Below are 18,145 nucleotides of genomic sequence, written 5' to 3'. Positions count from 1 at the left end.
ATAGCCTAATAACCAACTATTTAACTAGGAATAATCTAAGCAGGCTGAGTCGCTATGATCGTATGTCACTGCACCAACATATCTGACCATGATATCCGCGCCGCGATCGACTGGATGCGCACTGCGGATCCGCAGACCATCATCACCCCTGGCAAGATTTACCATGCCCTTGGAAAATCAGCGGATTGTGGCGGATGTATGCCGCTCTTTCTGGACACGATGCGGTCAAGCGATAATCTGAAAGTTCCCATGCAGCTTCGAACACTACGGTCCGAAGCATCACAGGAGAAAGCACATGAAGGGCGATCCCAAGGTCATCGAATATCTCAACAAATCACTGCGGCATGAGTTGACCGCAGTCAGCCAGTACTGGCTGCACTACCGGCTGCAGGAGGATTGGGGCCTTGGCCACATGGCCAAGAAAAGCCGCGAAGAATCCATCGAAGAAATGGAACATGCAGACAAGCTGATCGAACGCATCATCTTTCTAGAGGGCCATCCCAACCTGCAAAAACTCGACCCGCTGAGGATCGGCCAGAACCCGAAGGAAACTCTGGAATGCGATTTGGCCGCCGAGATTGATGCGCGCGCACTTTACAAGGAAGCGCGCGAATACTGCCGCGAAGCCGGCGACTATGTGTCGATGGCCCTGTTCGAAAAGCTGATGTCAGATGAAGAAAGCCATATCGATTTCCTCGAAACACAGCTCGACCTGTATGATAGAATTGGCGAAGCCAACTATGCTCAGCTTAACGCGTCGAAAATGGACGAAGGCGAATAACGTCTGTTCCATTGTGGTGGCCGCATTGGTGGCTACCGCATCCCAAGCTCAAACGCTTGCGGACCCTCATCTGAACACCCTTCCCCGCACCAAAGACGAACGCACCCGCATCGATGCGGTCACTGCCGCGCCCGCTGACTTCTCGGCGGCGCAAAAATTCGAGAATCTCAGCGCAGGTGCTGCGACGGTAAGGGTGCGCAATGACGCAGATGCCTTCTCGCAACCATCGGCCAATATCAGTTTCGAACAAGAACTGGATTTCAAGGTTGGCAATGGTTTGTTCCGGAAAGTCTGGGTGTCGTCACCCTCTTCGACCTTGGCGTCGGACGGGCTAGGTCCGTTGTATAACGCACGATCTTGCCAACGTTGCCACATCAAGGACGGGCGCGGACATACGCCCGCCAATGCAGATGACAATGCGATATCGATGTTCCTGCGGGTCTCTGTGCCGGGTCTGCCTGAAGATGCGCCGACAGAAATAGAAGACTATATCGCAACCCGGCCTGACCCGAATTATGGCGGTCAGATGCAGGACTTCGCCTTGCCCGGCCATCCTGCGGAATACCGTCTGGACATAACTTACGAAGAAATCCCGGTCGAACTGTCGGGGGGCGAAACAGCATTGCTGCGCAGTCCAACTTACCGTGCGGCCGACTTGGGGTATGGACCTTTGCACCCTGAAGCGATGCTAAGCCCTCGGGTCGCACCGCAGATGATTGGTCTAGGTCTGCTGGAATCCATTCCCGTGGCTGATCTGCTTGCCAATGCTGACCCGGAAGATCTGGATGGCGACGGCATCTCGGGGCGACCCAATATCGTCTGGTCGACCGAGTTCGATCAGCCAATGATGGGCCGATTTGGTCACAAAGCGGGAATGCCCACGATCATGGAGCAATCCGCTGCTGCCTTTGCCGGTGACATTGGTATATCCACCCCTCTTTTCCCTGCCCCGCACGGAGATTGCACCGAGGCGCAAACCGAATGCATCGATGCCCCGCATGGCGACGACGACGCCCGCATCTTTGAGATCGATCAGGTCGGCATGGATCTTGTCGCCTTTTACAGCCGCAACCTTGGCGTGCCCGCGCGTCGCGACGTCGATGATCCGCAGGTTCTGCGCGGCAAGCAGGTGTTTCACACCACCGGCTGCACCGCGTGCCACACACCCGCTTATGTCACGCATCGAATGCCCGACCGGCCCGAGCACAGTTTTCAACTGATCTGGCCCTATACCGACCTTTTGTTGCACGACATGGGCGACGGGTTGGCCGACAACCGCCCCGAAGCACGCGCCACGGGTCGGGAATGGCGCACGCCACCACTGTGGGGGATTGGCCTGACACGCCGCGTTTCGGGCCACACGCAGTTCCTGCATGACGGGCGGGCGCGATCGCTGCTTGAGGCGATCCTCTGGCACGGGGGTGAGGCGCAGACAGCGCGCGATGCCGTCGTGACGATGCCGAAACCGGACCGCGACGCGCTCTTACGATTTCTGGATAGCCTCTGAACATGCGCCTTCCGACTCTGCTTGCAGCTTTGGTGTTTCCAGTCGCGGCTTTCGCGCAAGACCAAAGGGCAATCCTGACGGATGTCACGCAGTCCCACATCCTGCCCGGCTTTGCACAGCTTTCCGAGACAGCGCAGGTGCTGAGCGATACCGCACAGGCCGACTGCGTACCTGACTCCGCTGCTTTGCGGGACGCCTATGCAAAGGCATTCGACGATTGGATTTCCGTCAGTCATCTCCGCTTTGGCCCATCCGAGGTTGATGACCGTGCTTTTTCATTGGCGTTTTGGCCCGATACCAAAGGATTCACCCCGAAAACCCTGTCGCGCCTGATCGCGGATGAGGACAGCGTGGTTCAGACCCCTTCTGACTTTGCCGAGACATCGGTCGCGGGCCGGGGATTCTTTGCATTGGAAAGAATGCTGTTTGATCCGGCCTTTGCTGAACAGGGAAACGCCGCTTACCGTTGCAATCTGATCCGCGCCATCGCATTGGATATCAACGCAAATGCCGCCGCGATTTCAACGGACTGGCAAAGCTATGCCCCAAACTTGACCCACCCCGGAGGTAACAGCCGCTATCGCGATGATGCTGAAGCCATGCAGGAGCTATTCAAGGCTCTGTCTACCGGGCTTGAGTTCACCGCAGATACGCGCATCGGGCGACCGCTTGGCACGTTCGCGCGACCGCGCCCGAACCGCGCTGAAGCCCGGCGATCAGGGCGATCCCTGCACCATGTCGAATTGTCGTTGGTCGCGCTACGCGATCTGGCGCTGAGGCTGTCCGCCGATCACCCCGAGATTGCCGCCATTCTAAAGGCCGCTTTCGATCACGCCATCGCGCGGGCAGAATCGTTGGAAGATCCCGATTTCTCTGGCGTCGCCTCATCGCAGGGTCGCATTCGGATCGAAGCGTTGCAGCAATCCATCTCGGATATCCGCGCGACCGTCACGACCCAGCTTGGACCAACGCTCGGCATCAGCGCAGGTTTCAACTCGCTGGACGGGGATTGATATGTTGACCAACCGACGCCGATTTCTGACGGGCCTTGCTGCGGCCAGCCTTACACCGGTTCCGGGTTGGTCCGCAGTGGGAACGCCCGATTTTCTGGCTGCGGCCTTGTTTCCGGACAGCTCATACCGTCTTGTCGGGCTCACCGCCTCGGGCGAGATTAAATTCACACTGCCCCTACCCGATCGCGGTCATGCAGCGGCTGCGCATCCTCACCAAGCACAAGCGGTCGCCTTTGCTCGTCGGCCCGGAACATATGCGATGGTGATCGATTGCGAGACCGGCACGGAAATCGCACGGTTGTCTGCGCCGGAAAATCATCACTTTTACGGCCACGGCGCGTTCTCGCACGATGGCGCATTTCTTTTCACCACAGAAAACAGTTTTGAAAAGGGAGAAGGGATGATCGGCGTCTGGGACGCCGCCAATGGTTATGCCCGGATCGGTGCGTTTGGCTCTGGCGGAATAGGCCCGCATGACATGGTGCTGATGCCCGACGGCAATAGCCTGGCCATTGCAAATGGTGGGATCGAAACCCACCCCGACACAGGCCGGACCAAGCTGAACCTGCCCACAATGCAGCCCAACCTCACCTATTGCGATCTGAACGGAACCGTTCTGGATCAGGTCGAGCTGCCAGCCGCACTGCACAAGAACTCGATCCGTCATCTCGCTGTCCGAGAGGATGGTCTGGTCGCCTTCGCCGCGCAATGGCAGGGGGATCTGTCCGAACACCCACCGCTGCTGGGCTTACACAAACGCGGCAACAGCCTGCAATTGCTGTCTGCACCCCCTGCCCAACAAGCATCTACCCAAGGCTATGCTGGAAGCGTTTCGTTTTCCCCGGATGGCACTGAGGTGGCCATCACATGCCCAAGGGGAAACACGCTGCACGTATTCGATACCGGAACCGGAGCGTTTTCCGGCGCTTTCGATTTGGACGATGTCTGCGGCCTGGGCACCAGTGATGCGGGGCTGGTCTATACTACTGGCACGGGCCAGGTCGGGCAGTTGGCCGGATCAACGGTGCAGGCCACCTTGCAGGTCAATTGCAAATGGGACAACCATCTGGTCCGCATAAGCGCCCGGAAATAATTCCTGTTTTCGACACCAGATAGATTACACTTGGAAGAATCAAGCGCCTGCCGTATGGCGGGCGCAATCGCGACCACCTGTTGCCAAGGACTGACTTGATTGAAACATTCGCCTGATGCACCGCATTCCATCTACGGGGTTGAAAAATGGGGCAAAGGCCTCATCGAGGTGACAGAGCAGGGCGAGATCGGTCTGCGTAATCCCCTGCATCCCCATGCCGACGCAATCAGCCTGCCCGGGATCCTAAGCGATCTGGACGACCGCGGAATCAAGGCACCGATGCTGCTACGCATCACCTCCTACCTGGAGCACGAGATCGCGCATCTGAACGAAAGCTTCCATGACGCCATCGCGCGCACCGGATACAAGGGCCAGTATCGCGGTGTCTTTCCGATCAAGGTCAATCAACAGGCGCAGGTCGTGGACCGCATCGTCGAGGTCGGCAAAAAGTACAACTACGGGCTCGAGGCCGGATCGAAACCCGAACTGGTCATCGCTCTGGCCCACCGGCTGGCGCGCGAGGCGCTGATTGTCTGCAACGGCGTCAAGGATACCGAGTTCATCCAGCTTGCGATCCTCAGCCGCAAGATCGGCTTCAACACAGTGATCGTTCTGGAAAGCCCGAAAGAGGCGGACACGGTCATCGAGGTCTACAAGGAACTCGGCATCGAACCCCTGATCGGTGTGCGGGTCAAGCTGACCAACCAGATCAGCGGCAAGTGGGAGGAAAGCTCGGGCGACCGGTCTGCCTTTGGCATGAACACCGACCAGTTGGTTGCTGCGGTGGACAAGCTGAAAGAGGCGGGCCTGCTGCATTGCCTCAAACTGCAACACTCGCATCTGGGATCGCAGGTGCAGGACGTCAACGATGTACGCCGCGCCGTGGGTGAGGCGTGCCGCTATTACACGGAACTGACGCGTGAAGGCGTGCCGCTGACCCATCTGGACCTCGGCGGAGGCATGGGCGTGGATTATACGGGCGAAAAGAAAGCTGCTGAAAATTCAATCAACTACACGGTCGAGGAATACTGCGCCAACGTGGTTGAAACCGTGGCCTATGCAATGGATGAGGCCGAGCTAGACCATCCGACTTTGGTGACGGAAAGCGGGCGCGCGGTGGTGGCGACATCGTCGATGCTGGTGTTCAACGTGCTGGAAACCACGCTTTACGATGCGCCCACAGCGCCGGATGTTGAACCCGATGATAACCATCTGGTCTCGGATCTAGCCGCGATCAATGGCTATCTCAGCACCGAGCGGTTGCAGGAATGCTGGAACGACGCCAATTTTTATCGCAACGAACTGCGGGCGCTTTTCCGACGCGGCTATGTCGATCTGCGCCAGATGGCCCGAGCCGAGCGTATCTACCTGTCTCTGATGGCCCGTCTCAAAGCACTGGCGGCCAGCGATGATCTGGACACCGATGTGGACGATCAGCTTGAAAAAGTGGCCGATATCTACCACTGCAACTTCTCGCTGTTCCAATCCCTGCCCGATGTCTGGGCCATCGATCAGCTACACCCGATCGTGCCCTTGCAAGGGTTGAACGAAGCCCCGGACCGCCGCGCCGTCCTGTCCGATATCACCTGCGACAGCGACGGCAAGATCGACCGGTTCATTCTGGCCGATGGCGTCTCGCCCAGCTTGCCGGTGCATTCTCTGCCCGAGGATGACGAATATTTCATGGGCGTCTTCTTTGTCGGGGCCTATCAGGAAACACTCGGCGATCTGCACAACCTGTTCGGTGACACCAACGTCGTCACCATCGACCTACGCGCCGATGGCGGCTTTGATCTGCTGCATGAACAAGAGGGCGACACGATCAGCCAGGTCCTGTCCTACGTGGAATTCGACCCGCAGGATTGTGTCGCCGCCTTCCGCAAAATGGTGGACGAGGCGATCTCGACCGGTACTCTGCAAGCCAAGGACCGCAAAACCCTGATGAGCGCTTATCGCGACTCCATCAACGGCTACACCTACTACGAATAAGAAGGAGACACACCATGGGCAAAACACTGGTTGTCGGCGCAGGCGGCGTATCCCACGCAGCCGTGCACAAGATGGCGATGAACTCGGATATCTTCACCGAGATCACCCTGGCCAGCCGCACGAAATCGAAATGCGACGCTATCGCTGCGGCGGTCAAGGACCGCGTCGGTGTGGACATCAAGACCGCGGAACTGGACGCCTACAAGGTTGAAGACACGGTCAAGCTGATCAAGGAAACCGGCGCTGAAATCCTTGTGAACCTCGCCCTGCCCTATCAGGACTTGGTGCTGATGGACGCCTGCCTCGAGGCCGGCATCCACTACCTCGACACCGCGAACTATGAGCCCGAAGATGAGGCCAAGTTCGAATATCATTGGCAATGGGCCTATCAGGAACGCTTCAAAGAGGCGGGCCTGACCGCCATTCTCGGCTCGGGCTTTGATCCGGGCGTGACCAGCGTGTTTGCCACATGGCTCAAGAAACACAAGCTGGACACGATCCGCCAGATCGACGTGCTGGACGCCAATGGCGGCAGCAACGATCAGGAATTCGCCACCAACTTCAACCCGGAAATCAACCTGCGTGAAGTACTGGCCGAAGTCCGCCACTGGGAAGGCGGCGAATGGAAAACCAGCCCTGCCATGACCCACAAGGTCGAGTTCGACTTCCCCGCCATCGGCCCCAAGAACATGTACCTGATGTATCACGAGGAACTGGAGAGCCTCAGCACCCACTTCCCCGAAATCGAGCGCGCCCGTTTCTGGATGACCTTCGGCGATGCCTATATCACCCACGCCAAAGTGCTCGAAAACGTCGGCATGACCCGCATCGACCCTGTGATGCATGACGGCAAGGAAATCATCCCGATCCAGTTCCTGAAAACCCTGCTGCCCGACCCCGGCGATCTGGGTGCGGAAACCAAGGGCAAAGCCTGCATCGGCGACATCGCCACGGGTCAGGCCAAGGACGGCTCGGGCGAGAAAACCTACTACATCTACAACATCTGCGACCACGAGGAATGCTACGCCGAGGTCGGCAGCCAGGCGGTCAGCTACACCACCGGCGTTCCCGCCATGATCGGCGCGGCACAGGTGCTGAAAGGCAACTGGACCCAGCCGGGCGTGTGGAACATGGAACAGCTTGACCCGGACGATTTCATGGACATGCTGAACAATCACGGACTGCCATGGCAAGTCCACGAACTCGACGGCCCCGTCGACTTCTGACTTCATCTTTTTCCAAATACTCCGGGGGTCCGGGGGCAGCGCCCCCGGCCTCTCCACCACTCGGAGACGCCGGACATGTCCGACATGATGACCACCCAAGCCGGTGACGCCGGTGCCTTCCGCAAGTTCGATCTTGCCCGCGTCCCCACCCCGTGCTTCGTGGTCGACGAAAAAGCAATCGAACGAAACCTCACCATCCTCGCCGATATCGGCACGCGGTCCGGCGCCCATGTCCTCAGCGCGCTCAAAGCGTTTTCAATGTTCTCGCTGGCTCCGCTGGTGCGCCAGCACCTGGGCGGAACCTGTGCCAGTGGCATCTACGAGGCGCGTCTTGGCCGCGAGGAATACGGCGGCGAGGTCGCCACCTTTTGCGCCGGTTACAAAGACGCGGATATCGACGAAATCCTATCCTTGTCGGACCACATCATCTTCAACTCGCCCGCGCAAAAGGACCGGTTTCTTGACAAGGCGAAGGCCGCAAACGTTCAGGTCGGCCTGCGCATCAACCCAGAACACTCCGAGGGCGAGATTCCAAAATACGATCCCTGCGCCCCATGCTCACGCCTTGGCACCCCTATCAGCCAACTGACCACCAAAACTCTGACCGGAGTCGACGGTCTGCACATGCATACGCTCTGCGAACAAGGGTTCGAACCGCTGCAACGCACATGGGAGGCGGTTCAACCCAAGCTTGCCCCCTATCTCAAAGACCTGAAATGGCTGAACTTCGGCGGAGGCCATCATATTACCCGCGATGACTACGACCGCGACGGGTTGGTAGCCTTCATCAAGACCATCCGTGCCGAACACGACGTCGAGATCTACCTCGAACCCGGCGAGGCCGTCGCGCTGGACGCGGGCATTCTTATCGGCGAAATCCTCGACCTGCCCACCAATGGTATGGCCCTCGCTATCACCGATATCTCGGCCACCTGCCACATGCCCGACGTGATCGAAGCCCCCTATCGCCCAGCCCTGATGGACGAGGTCGAAGCAGGCCACACCTACCGCCTCGGCGGGCCGTCCTGCCTCGCAGGCGATGTGATCGGAGACTATACGTGGGACAAGCCGCTGGAGATCGGCCAGCGTTTTGCCTTCCTCGATCAGGCGCATTATTCGATGGTCAAGACCAACACGTTCAACGGCGTCCCGCTGCCCACCATAGCGCTGTGGAACAGCGAGACGGATGATCTGAAAATCATCAAACAGTTCGGCTATGACGACTTCAAGGACCGCCTCTCATGAGCATTTTCCTCAACAGCGAACTCACCGCCTTTGAACGCACCGAAAACGCCCGCTTTCGCGTGATTCCGGTGCCGCTGGAACGCACCGTGTCCTATGGCTCGGGTACCGCCAAAGGCCCCGAGGCGATCATCGAAGCCAGCAACGAGCTTGAGCGCATCATCGGCCATGCCGAACCCTGCGTCGAAGGTATTCATACCGAGCCCCCGCTGGATTGTGATGCCGCCCTGCCCGAGATCATGGAACGCCTCGCCCAGCGCACCGAGGCCGCAGTGCGCGCGGGCAAGGTGCCGGTGACGCTTGGGGGCGAACATTCTCTCAGCTACGGCGCGGTGATGGGCGTGGCGCGGGCACTGAACCAACCCGTCGGAATTGTCCAGATCGACGCCCACGCCGACCTGCGTAATGCCTATCAGGGTGAAAAACATTCCCACGCCTCGGTCATGCACCTGCTGGCCCAGGAAGGCATCCGTCTGGCTCAATTCGGTGTCCGCGCCTTTTCCACCGAAGAGGCAAAGAGCCGCCTGAAAAACCATGTCTTTCACGTGGATGCCGAGGAACTGGTAACAGGCAACATTCATGCTGTAGACCTGCCCGAGGATTTCCCCAAACTGATCTATGTCAGCTTTGATGTTGACGGTCTGGACCCGTCACTCATGCCCGCCACCGGCACGCCAGTGCCGGGTGGATTGGGCTATTATCAGGCGCTGCGGCTGGTCGAACATGCTCTGAAAGGACGCAGATGCGTGGGCTTTGATGTGGTCGAACTGGCCCCTGACGGCAACGCGGCCTGGGATTTTACAGCGGCTCAGATCGTCTATCGCCTGATGGCCGCCTGTTAGCGTAGTCCGTTTCTTGCACATGCAAGAATTGGAACAACGCGGATCCGGATACGACAGACTATGCTGCCGCGCTTTCACGCACAGGACGGCGACTTCGGATCAGCGGTCGCCCTGCGATCAGCAAAAACAGAATGGACAGCGCAACACCAACCGCCGTCGGCAAGTACATCAGCGGCCAAAGCATCGGGTCATTGATAACAATGGGCGAAATCATCCCGCGAAACCCTTCAAGCAGCACCAAAATGGTAAACGCCGTCAGGATCTGCGGCCACAATCCGAACCGCGAAAAGCTGCCCAGCATCAGGGTCGAATACCCGACCAAAGCCACCGCGACATTGATGAATATCCACGAAAACCGCAGATGCAGTTCTTCGACCAATTGCCCTTCAGAATGCCGTTCGACCTCAGTCAGAGAGGCCTGATTCTGCAATAGCTCGATCGTGGGAATGGCTTCCAGACTGCGCCGCCCGATCTCGGTGCTGTTGGTCATTGAAGTGATGTCATAGGTCGCGTCCTGAAAGACCGTTGATGACAATCTGTTGCCCAGCTTGTCAAAGCGAAGGGCGATCCCGTCCACCATAACCAGATTGACGTTGCCACCCGAGTTCACCAGATAGGCCGTGGCACTGGAATAGCTGACCGGAGAGCTTTCATCCCGCGCGTCCGATACAAACACCTCGTGCAGTGTGCCGTCCAGATCGACGCGCCCGATATAGACAGTCACTCCGGATGAGGGGTGCATGAACTCTCCCTCGTTCAGCAATTGCGCGGTTACGTCACCGGCAACCTCGGCCTGCCGCCGTTCCAGTTGATCCAGTGAGGCAGGGCGCAGAAACACGCTGATTACCGCCATCATCAGGCCCGCACACAGACCAAAGGCAAAAATCGCACGCGCCAGTCGCCACGGGCTGGACCCGGTCGCCAGCATGACCGTCATCTCGCTTTCGCGGCTTAGCCGATTAGTGGCATAGACCGCGGCGGCAAACACCGCCATGGGCATGACCGTCCGGATAAGCGTGGGCAAGGTCAGCGCGGTAAATTCAAGAAACACAAGCGCCGACTGGCCGCCGCTTATCACCCTGTCAAACAGGCTGACCGACCGGGTGATCCAGAAAACACCGACCAGAACCAATGTGAAAAATCCAAACAGGACCAACAATTGCCGCAGGAAATACCCATCGAATCGCGACATATGACCTCTTTGCTGGCTGCTTCGGATGTGCCAGGACACTATGTCATTCGGCGCGCGGTGAAAACCGCATAAACTGCAGCCTAGCAGTTCAGGGTCAACGTCATTGCGCGGTTCTCAAGATGGTTTTCTCCGTGCTCCGGCACCTCGATTGCAACCACGCCGCTGGCATTCGAAAAATCGCCCGTTCCACCAATGACCGCCCAGTCGATGACCTCGTGCGCATTGCCCGAACTCAATGTATCCGCCGCGTCGCCAAGGGTGGTGCTGGTTGCCACAAAGATGTTCCCGTTGGGCAGATTGAACGCGCCATCCACCCGCACATAGTGGCCCATCTCGGACGTTCCACCCAGAACAGTTGTGACAACATCAAACGAACCGACATAAAGCCCGCTCAGATCTTCGACAAACCAGTGCAAGACCCGCCGGTCGCCAACCTGCGCCTCGGCAGGATTGGCCCCGACAAACCTGATTGAGGTATTGCTGTGCAACAGCTCGGTGGTGCCACAGCCGATATGGGCTTCTTCGGCTTGTGCGATCGAAGTTGTCGCAAGCACCATTCCAACAACCAGTACAAGGTTCTGGGCGTTCCCCATGGTTCTACTCCTGTTTTCCGGTGCGCTGGCCTTGGCCGATAATTGTTTTCGCGATGCACAAGGCAAAGCGATATCGCGCGCACCTTAATCCGGGTCCAATTTTCGATTAAGTTTCATTTACTTGATTGAATACCGCTTTGCTGCCCACCGAAGTGTCGCGAAATGACGGCACAGGCATCTAGAACCCGGGCAAGCAACCCGCCCTGATCCCTACTGACCAAACACCCGGAAGCCTCCGCTTGCATCTTTGGCATTCTGGCCGGCGTCCTCAAACTTGCAACTGCTTCCGCCATCGGCATTGAGGCGGCAGACCTGATAGAAATAGCGATCAATGGGCTCACCCGGGGTGCCGTCACGCGCGACGGGTTGAATCACAACCTTCAGGCCGATTGCATATTCCGCAGGGGTCAGGCTGGATCCTCCGTAAGCACAACTGAAAGACAGATAGGCGGTGCCAAGCACCGCCAGATTGCCTTGCCCTTCCGGCTCTACATTCGTCCAGTTCAACCCGCTGATAAAAGCATCTTGGGAAAGAGGATGAGATTGAACCGCCCCCAATGCGTTTTCGGCAAAGATTGCCGGGACACTTTCGGACGCGACGTGTGGAACTCCCGGCAGGATTTCAACAAGCAGAAAGTCGGTGATCTCGACCCGTACAGGAATTGGGGCATTGCTTTTGAGTTCAAGAAGAATTTTCGCCGGGAACCCCAGTTGAACCGAGCTCACATCGCCCGCTGCACAGGTATCGGAAAAGTAATCGCCGCTGGCGGTTGTGGGCGCCTCGCCGCTGGGCAGTTGACTGAAGTTCACGGATAGCTGACCAATCGTGCGCGCGCGCAAGTCGGCGGTGCTGATGGTGACCTCGGCGTCGGTTTTGGGAAACAGGGTATTCCATTCATACAGAACCCAGCCGCCGCCGATAATGATCGACGCTGTCGTAACCCAGTTCTTAACTGTTCCGCTTAAATCCCCCACTGCGCCCAAACTCCGGTTTGCGAGACCAAGTATGCCTTAACTCGGACGACAAAACAAAACGAACTGGCAGATTGTTAACTGAACGTTAACGACGCGTTTCCACTGCATTCAACTCTGTTGGCGCATAGTTAGAGATGTTACCCAAGCGGCACCGCCGCCGTGAATGCCCGACAGACCAGAATGGAATATCCGAATGCTGAATTTTTCACTCACATTTGCGGTTGCCTCGATCGGAATCGTTTCCGGCTTTCTGGCAAGCTTTGCCTTTGTGTGATGGCCTCGGATCCGATGCACCAGCCGTCAACGCCCGAAAGCGCCGTTGCGAATGCGTACGGGCTTAGACGATCCAATTCGGACTATGACACCGCGATGTGGGCGGCTTGTGCGCTGATGGCGTTGCACGAGGGTCAAACTGACACGCTGCAGGAATATGCGCATCTTTGGATCGGGAAAGTGAAGTCAGGCAGATCAAACAGGAGCTGCTCTGACCAGACATGAAATGGGCGGCCAGAGCCGCCCATCAGAACCTTGGTATTCAACAGACCTTAGCGGCCGTCAAACTTATCAAGCGCCGAAGGATAATTTCTGTCGTTCCGCGAGTCACCATTTGTGCTTTTCGAAGATCTTGTACCGCCAGAGAAACTACCGGCGTTGGTCGTATCCGCTCCGTTGCCCCAGCCGTTGTCACCCTTTTTGGTGTCCGCTGGCGGTTCGGGGTCTTCGAGATCGGCGAACGCAGGCGCAGAAAGCATCATGGTCGCGGCGATTATACCCGAGATGGCGAGTTTCGATTTTTTCATAATATTTACCCCACAATAGATGAAATTGACGTGGCCAGAAACTTGCGGCCACCCAAACAGCCTATCAAAACCGGCCTGAACACAGAGAAAACGCGCCGTTCACACAGCGTTAATTATCGCCTCGCCTGTAGGTTGCGGCCCTGCCAACTGGTCTGAGCCGTTTCGCCGATAGAAAATTCAGCTCTGGGAGGAGAAGTGACAATCACCCTCGGCACTTTGATGAACCCACCAAGGTCAGAGCTCACGCTTTATCTTGGATAAATTGAGTTCATCAACTCAATGCGCAAGCGTTCCGTCGAGCATTGATCTGACTGGCAGGGGCAGCAGGGTTCGAACCCGCGACCTACGGTTTTGGAGACCGTCGCTCTACCAACTGAGCTATACCCCTGCAGTGGGCTTCCAAATATGCCAGCCGCGCAGCGGACTCAAGAGGCTTTTTCAGATTTGCTGCAGTTTGGTGACTGACAAAAAAGTTGCGCCTGTCGTCAAGTTCAGTAAGACATGCCCCGGCCAGCCAAAAGGACCGACGCAGTGAGCATTCGCAGGAAAATCGCAGACAGCGAAACCGTTCTGAACTGGGTGGCCCGGCGTATTGCGTCCTATATCCGCATGGTGCACCGCAACACACGCTGGCAACGGATCGGATACGAGGAACTGGACCAACTGGCCGAACAGGGTGAGCCTGTTATCGTGGTGCTTTGGCATCAAAGACTGGCTCAGTCGCCTTATTTCTATCCGCTGGACAAGGGGCGCATTTGCTCCATCACCTCTTCGGCCCGCGCAGGCAGCATGGTTGGACGTGTGCAGGAACTGTTCGGCATGGACACCATCGCCATGGCCAGCAAAAAGCGGCATGTGGCCCTGTCGCGCGAAGTGCTGGGCAAGATGAAACGGGGCATATCGATCGGCATCGCGGCGGATGGGCCGCGCGGGCCGGAACGGGTTTCCTCGACCGTGCCGCTGATCTGGGCCCGCACCTCGGGCAAGCGTGTGTTCGGCATCACCTTTTCAGCCAGACATGGCCGCGAGGCCGGAACCTGGGATCGCCTGCTGATGCCCCGCCCCTGGCGCAACGAGGGTGTCTTTCTGTGTCGCGAATGGACCGAGCAGGTGCCCCGCAAAGCCTCTGAAGATCAGATTGAGGCACTGCGTCAAAGTCTTGAGCAACACATGAATGATATCACGGCAGAGGCCGATGAAATGGTTGGGCGCAAACCGTGGGTGCCGAGAGGTCTGGACGCGGACTGACAAAGAAAAAACCCTGCCGCAAGGACGGCAGGGCTTGAATTTCCAAACAGCTCTAGCCCAGCGTCAATCGGCGCCGAAAGACCCGATATGAGCTACGCCACCCGCACCAGTGGCCTGGAACGTGCCACCAACTTCCTCGGCATTTCGGCCGTAAAAAATGCCATCTGCGGTACCGCTGGTGCCAGTGCCTGAAATGTTGGCACGGAAAGTATTGCCCGAAACATCACCTGAACCCGAAAAATCCAACGATGATGCGTTGACGTCGGTTCCATCGGACAGTCGGGTCGCCACCGTTCCGGAACTGGTGATCGATGCGCTCCGAAAGTTGGTCGTTACCTCGATTTCGGACGCCGTGATATAGCCGTTCCCGTCTGCAAGAATGGCAACACCCGTGCTTACACCGTCATAGCTGGCGTTTTGGCCCGTCGGGATATCGCTGGAATCTGTACGGATACCATAAGAACCCGCGCCCGCAGTGGCGACAGCCTGGTTGCGGTCTTCCAACCAGATGCCAAAGGTCTGGTGTTCAAACCGGGTGGCCGAAGGATCGACTAGGACCAATGCATCATTTGCGTCAGCACTCTCCATCGCGACCAGCACACCACTGGACGTTCTGGTCAGCGTGTCGCCAGCGCGCGAGTCCAACGCCACGCGCGATCCCGTCGCGGCGAAACCTGCTGCAACAATTTCACCGTTTTCGGTTGTCATGGTTAGTGTTGACGATCCTGGCCCATCGATACTTGTCACGTTTGGGCCTGTGACCTCAGCTGTAACAGCACTACCATCCAGTTCAAGCGTGCCGTTTTGCGGTAAAATGATCTCGTCATTCGTAGGGGTGCCGCCACCTCCAGACGAACCACTACTACTACTTGAACTACATGCGCTTAGTGAAAATCCAGCAACCAATGCAACTGCTATAAAACCTACTTTTGTCGACATAATCCCCTCCGACCGGTTATAATTCCGGCTCAGATTAGTCACAGGTTAATGGGGTGCAAGTTAATTTCTAAATACACTCTTAACGTGCTCAATTTGCCACAATTGGTAGACTAACCAGCGGCTGTCTGTTCGAATCCGGAAAGGCGACATAAGAAAAGCAGCCATCGTATTATCAATTCTGGTGTATGTGAGTTGCCCCGAAACCTCTTGCTCATCATCTGTATTGTCTTGGCCGCGCTAACCGCAGACAAAGCACAAGCGCAGCCAGCCGCTGAGTCCCAGTCCAAGACCGTCTCAGATGACGCGAAAATTGAAACCTTGTTCCTGACAGGGCTTCAGGACCTGCAAGCGGGCAACACCGATGCGGCCATCGAAAAGTTCTCTTCCATTCTGGCCGAGAATCCGAATCTGGTCCGGGTCCGGCTTGAACTAGGTCTCGCCTATTATCTGGCCCGGCAATGGGGACGGGCGCGGAACGAGTTTTTTACTGCTCTCTCAGGCGATCTGCCTGAACCCGTCCGCGCCAAGGTTCTGGGCCTGATCCGCGACATTGACGCACGGCGCGGGTTTGAATGGGATCTCAGCATCGGGCTGACCAATGTCGGTAACCAGCGGGACTATGACACCGACAATATTGTCCTGAATTTCTCGGGCCTTGACCTGCCATTTATTCTGAACCGCGAAAAATCGTCTGAGATTGGCGTGCGCGTTACCGGATCTGCCAATTTCCGCAAACCGGTCGATTGGAAAGTGTTCGGAGCAGACGCCGTCGCCTTTGCCGCGCTCACGTTCGACGTGACCGAGGCCCGGACCTCGCAATATGACGACTACATCTTTGGTGCCCGCTTTGGGTTGCGGGCGCTGACGCAAAACTCTACGGCGTCGTTCGGCCCGCTTGCGACGACGCGTCTGCTGGGTGGCAACGTATTCGAGAACCGGATCGGCCTTCAGGCCGCATACGAACGGCGCAACCAGACCGGCGTTTCGTTCTTTACGTTGTTAAGCGCATCCAAGCTGCACAATCCAACAACAAGCCAGCTGGACGGTCACGAAGTGGATGCGGAAATCGGCCTGCGCCGGTCATTTGGCGGTAAGGGCTTGATTGGAGTGAGCTATTTCTACGAGGACAAGTCCGTGGAAGATAACCTGGAGAATTTCATTCGCCAGCGTTTTACAATCTTTGGGCAAGTCGACACGCGCGGCGGATTCACCCTAAGGCCGGCGGTATTTGCACAGCATAAAAGATTCAAAACACCAAGCGTTTTGTTTACCGGGAACCCGAATGAAAACACTTGGGGGGCCAGCCTTCGGATCGAGAAAAACGATGTGTTTTTTGGAAATGGGTTTTCGCCGTTTCTTTTATTGTCTTATGAGCGGACAAAATCAGGAATAGATGCATTCAGTTTTACTGAATCAGGGTTCGAATTAGGAATTGAACGGCGATTTTGAGCGCGAGCTCCCAGATTTTTCGACGAATAATCTCATTTCAGTTTCAGATTGTGAAAGGCGCATCGGGTATTTTTGAAGAACGGCAGATACAAAAGATAAAAATGACCGCCCTATTGGAGTGGTATTCTATCGTCTCACCGATGTCCCGGCCAAGGCCCGTCCTGCTCGTAACCGTTCGTCGGGTTACTCCGTTCTGTATCCGGCGTCTTCCAAAGATATTGGCGTTTTACCCAGACCCAGCAGCGCTTTGTTGATTTGTTCGATATTCTGTCGCGCAAGCCGTTTTCTTGGTTTTGTCGCGTTTTGATGGGGCAGCGTCAGGCTACCCACCGGCTTGTTTATCGCGGCGGCAATCGCTGTCATAAGCTCGGGGCTACCGATTTCAGCGTCGATGAGTTGCCCGACAGCACCCTGCGTCTGAAAATGGGTTCTGACCTCATCAAGATGCGTCTTGTATCTCGACAGGTAATGTTCTTCGAATCCATGTGGAAACTGAGTACCATAGATTTTCTGGCGGATCGTCTGGGTTCGCGAGTTGAGGGAATAACGCTTGATCGAAGCCAGCCACGCCTCGGGCGAGCGTCTGCGCGTCAGGATAAAGATCGCGTCGCGCCCAAACATCTCAAGCAACTCGCGATATAGGAAAGGCCAAGGCCAATCGTCAAATGCATCGTGATCCCTTATCGCGCGTTCAATCTTTGGGCCGATCCCGCCGGTTGTCAGGTATTCATCCAAAAGCTTTCCTGAAAACCCTTGCGTTTCATACCCAAGGCTTGCCATCAGGCCATTTATCGAGGTCGTGCCCGTCTTGGTTAACCCGATGCAGAAGAACTTCATGCTCGCCTCATCATTATAAGGTGTCTTTGGCAATCCAGATGCGCGCAAAGTTGCTGATACTTTGCTGGAAATACTTCATGCAAAGCAACTTGGAATCTGTGCGTTTGCCTCAAAAAATTCGCCTCAAATCAGCAGTCTTTTTTGCGGGTCAATGTGCCGGGCTGAAGCCCGGCCCACAGACTTACTGGATAACCTTCGACACCGTAACTATAGGCGTCTGGGGAGTGTTGAATTCAAACAAAAAAAGGGCGCCCCGAGGGACGCCCTTTCTGTTCGATCAATCGCTTGCGCGACTTATTCGATGATCTTCGACACAACGCCGGCGCCAACGGTGCGGCCGCCTTCGCGGATGGCGAAGCGCAGGCCGTCTTCCATCGCGATGGGCGCGATCAGCTCGACGGTGAAGCCGACGTTGTCGC

The 18,145-nt window shown here is 56.9% G+C and carries 18 protein-coding genes and 1 tRNA gene; 11 read left to right on the top strand and 8 right to left on the bottom strand.

Going from position 1 to position 18,145, the window contains the following annotated elements; genetic code table 11:
- Positions 1–54: 54 nt before the first annotated feature.
- From ACR0FG_RS18560 to speB, 9 genes are all read left to right on the top strand, one after another.
- The gene (locus ACR0FG_RS18560) at positions 55–348 is read left to right on the top strand and encodes a (2Fe-2S)-binding protein (RefSeq protein ID WP_480894627.1); all 294 of its coding nucleotides are present in this window, start codon (positions 55–57) and stop codon (positions 346–348) included.
- On the top strand, positions 296–781 hold the full coding sequence (gene bfr / locus ACR0FG_RS18555; RefSeq protein WP_480894625.1) for a bacterioferritin: 486 nt from the start codon (positions 296–298) through the stop codon (positions 779–781). Before ACR0FG_RS18560 ends, bfr begins: the two co-directional genes overlap by 53 nt.
- Positions 741–2,288, top strand: a complete 1,548-nt coding sequence (locus ACR0FG_RS18550) for a di-heme oxidoreductase family protein (RefSeq protein ID WP_480894623.1) — start codon at positions 741–743, stop codon at positions 2,286–2,288. Before bfr ends, ACR0FG_RS18550 begins: the two co-directional genes overlap by 41 nt.
- A 2-nt stretch (positions 2,289–2,290) precedes the next feature.
- A complete protein-coding gene (locus ACR0FG_RS18545; protein WP_480894621.1) occupies positions 2,291–3,301 on the top strand; it encodes an imelysin family protein in 1,011 nt (336 codons plus the stop codon).
- 1 nt (position 3,302) lies between these two features.
- Positions 3,303–4,394, top strand: coding sequence for a DUF1513 domain-containing protein (locus ACR0FG_RS18540; RefSeq protein WP_480894619.1), 1,092 nt, complete (start codon positions 3,303–3,305; stop codon positions 4,392–4,394).
- A 99-nt stretch (positions 4,395–4,493) separates the two neighbouring features.
- Positions 4,494–6,383 (top strand): biosynthetic arginine decarboxylase, encoded by a 1,890-nt coding sequence (speA, locus tag ACR0FG_RS18535; protein WP_480894617.1) that lies wholly within the window; start codon positions 4,494–4,496, stop codon positions 6,381–6,383.
- A 14-nt stretch (positions 6,384–6,397) separates the two neighbouring features.
- Complete coding sequence (locus ACR0FG_RS18530; RefSeq protein ID WP_480894614.1) at positions 6,398–7,609, top strand: saccharopine dehydrogenase family protein; 1,212 nt, start codon at positions 6,398–6,400, stop codon at positions 7,607–7,609.
- A 75-nt stretch (positions 7,610–7,684) separates the two neighbouring features.
- Positions 7,685–8,854 carry a carboxynorspermidine decarboxylase gene (gene nspC / locus ACR0FG_RS18525; protein WP_480894613.1) on the top strand — a complete coding sequence of 390 codons (1,170 nt, stop codon included), beginning with the start codon at positions 7,685–7,687 and terminating at the stop codon, positions 8,852–8,854.
- Complete coding sequence (speB, locus tag ACR0FG_RS18520) at positions 8,851–9,693, top strand: agmatinase (RefSeq protein ID WP_480894611.1); 843 nt, start codon at positions 8,851–8,853, stop codon at positions 9,691–9,693. The genes nspC and speB overlap by 4 nt, the downstream gene beginning before the upstream one ends.
- A 58-nt stretch (positions 9,694–9,751) precedes the next feature.
- Here speB and lptF read toward each other — a convergent pair whose 3' ends face one another.
- From lptF to ACR0FG_RS18495, 5 genes are all read right to left on the bottom strand, one after another.
- Positions 9,752–10,885 carry an LPS export ABC transporter permease LptF gene (gene lptF / locus ACR0FG_RS18515; protein ID WP_480894609.1) on the bottom strand — a complete coding sequence of 378 codons (1,134 nt, stop codon included), beginning with the start codon at positions 10,883–10,885 and terminating at the stop codon, positions 9,752–9,754.
- 80 nt (positions 10,886–10,965) lie between these two features.
- Complete coding sequence (locus tag ACR0FG_RS18510; RefSeq protein WP_480894607.1) at positions 10,966–11,478, bottom strand: hypothetical protein; 513 nt, start codon at positions 11,476–11,478, stop codon at positions 10,966–10,968.
- Between the two features lie 210 nt (positions 11,479–11,688).
- Complete coding sequence (locus ACR0FG_RS18505) at positions 11,689–12,453, bottom strand: hypothetical protein (RefSeq protein ID WP_480894605.1); 765 nt, start codon at positions 12,451–12,453, stop codon at positions 11,689–11,691.
- A 545-nt stretch (positions 12,454–12,998) separates the two neighbouring features.
- The gene (locus tag ACR0FG_RS18500; protein WP_480894603.1) at positions 12,999–13,253 is read right to left on the bottom strand and encodes a hypothetical protein; all 255 of its coding nucleotides are present in this window, start codon (positions 13,251–13,253) and stop codon (positions 12,999–13,001) included.
- A gap of 312 nt (positions 13,254–13,565) precedes the next feature.
- A tRNA-Trp gene (locus tag ACR0FG_RS18495) sits at positions 13,566–13,641 on the bottom strand.
- Positions 13,642–13,784: 143 nt separating this feature from the next.
- On the opposite strand from ACR0FG_RS18495, the gene ACR0FG_RS18490 reads away from it, so the two are divergent.
- Positions 13,785–14,501, top strand: a complete 717-nt coding sequence (locus ACR0FG_RS18490) for a lysophospholipid acyltransferase family protein (protein WP_480894601.1) — start codon at positions 13,785–13,787, stop codon at positions 14,499–14,501.
- 63 nt (positions 14,502–14,564) lie between these two features.
- Here the strand turns inward: ACR0FG_RS18490 and ACR0FG_RS18485 are convergent, their stop codons facing one another.
- Positions 14,565–15,440 carry a transferrin-binding protein-like solute binding protein gene (locus ACR0FG_RS18485; RefSeq protein WP_170717668.1) on the bottom strand — a complete coding sequence of 292 codons (876 nt, stop codon included), beginning with the start codon at positions 15,438–15,440 and terminating at the stop codon, positions 14,565–14,567.
- Positions 15,441–15,668: 228 nt separating this feature from the next.
- Here ACR0FG_RS18485 and ACR0FG_RS18480 point away from each other — a divergent pair, with 228 nt between their 5' ends.
- Positions 15,669–16,889 carry a surface lipoprotein assembly modifier gene (locus tag ACR0FG_RS18480; RefSeq protein WP_480894599.1) on the top strand — a complete coding sequence of 407 codons (1,221 nt, stop codon included), beginning with the start codon at positions 15,669–15,671 and terminating at the stop codon, positions 16,887–16,889.
- A 183-nt stretch (positions 16,890–17,072) separates the two neighbouring features.
- Here ACR0FG_RS18480 and ACR0FG_RS18475 read toward each other — a convergent pair whose 3' ends face one another.
- Positions 17,073–17,726, bottom strand: a complete 654-nt coding sequence (locus ACR0FG_RS18475; RefSeq protein WP_480894597.1) for a sulfotransferase — start codon at positions 17,724–17,726, stop codon at positions 17,073–17,075.
- Between the two features lie 294 nt (positions 17,727–18,020).
- Positions 18,021–18,145: EF-Tu C-terminal domain-related protein (locus ACR0FG_RS18470; protein WP_449421237.1), on the bottom strand; the 125-nt coding region annotated here is incomplete at its 5' end.

The sequence above is a fragment of the Ruegeria sp. E1 genome (assembly GCF_056534225.1).
This window is presented reverse-complemented; position numbering and strand designations above follow the sequence as displayed.

What these genes read in the sequence shown, in the direction of transcription:
- ACR0FG_RS18485 (WP_170717668.1), bottom strand. Translation starts at nt 15,440, where the DNA reads ATGTCGACAAAAGTAGGTTTTATAGCAGTTGCATTGGTTGCTGGATTT.
- speB (WP_480894611.1), top strand. Translation starts at nt 8,851, where the DNA reads ATGAGCATTTTCCTCAACAGCGAACTCACCGCCTTTGAACGCACCGAA.
- ACR0FG_RS18540 (WP_480894619.1), top strand. Translation starts at nt 3,303, where the DNA reads ATGTTGACCAACCGACGCCGATTTCTGACGGGCCTTGCTGCGGCCAGC.
- lptF (WP_480894609.1), bottom strand. Translation starts at nt 10,885, where the DNA reads ATGTCGCGATTCGATGGGTATTTCCTGCGGCAATTGTTGGTCCTGTTT.
- ACR0FG_RS18475 (WP_480894597.1), bottom strand. Translation starts at nt 17,726, where the DNA reads ATGAAGTTCTTCTGCATCGGGTTAACCAAGACGGGCACGACCTCGATA.
- ACR0FG_RS18530 (WP_480894614.1), top strand. Translation starts at nt 6,398, where the DNA reads ATGGGCAAAACACTGGTTGTCGGCGCAGGCGGCGTATCCCACGCAGCC.
- nspC (WP_480894613.1), top strand. Translation starts at nt 7,685, where the DNA reads ATGTCCGACATGATGACCACCCAAGCCGGTGACGCCGGTGCCTTCCGC.
- ACR0FG_RS18560 (WP_480894627.1), top strand. Translation starts at nt 55, where the DNA reads ATGATCGTATGTCACTGCACCAACATATCTGACCATGATATCCGCGCC.
- bfr (WP_480894625.1), top strand. Translation starts at nt 296, where the DNA reads ATGAAGGGCGATCCCAAGGTCATCGAATATCTCAACAAATCACTGCGG.
- ACR0FG_RS18545 (WP_480894621.1), top strand. Translation starts at nt 2,291, where the DNA reads ATGCGCCTTCCGACTCTGCTTGCAGCTTTGGTGTTTCCAGTCGCGGCT.
- ACR0FG_RS18550 (WP_480894623.1), top strand. Translation starts at nt 741, where the DNA reads ATGCTCAGCTTAACGCGTCGAAAATGGACGAAGGCGAATAACGTCTGT.
- ACR0FG_RS18500 (WP_480894603.1), bottom strand. Translation starts at nt 13,253, where the DNA reads ATGAAAAAATCGAAACTCGCCATCTCGGGTATAATCGCCGCGACCATG.
- ACR0FG_RS18510 (WP_480894607.1), bottom strand. Translation starts at nt 11,478, where the DNA reads ATGGGGAACGCCCAGAACCTTGTACTGGTTGTTGGAATGGTGCTTGCG.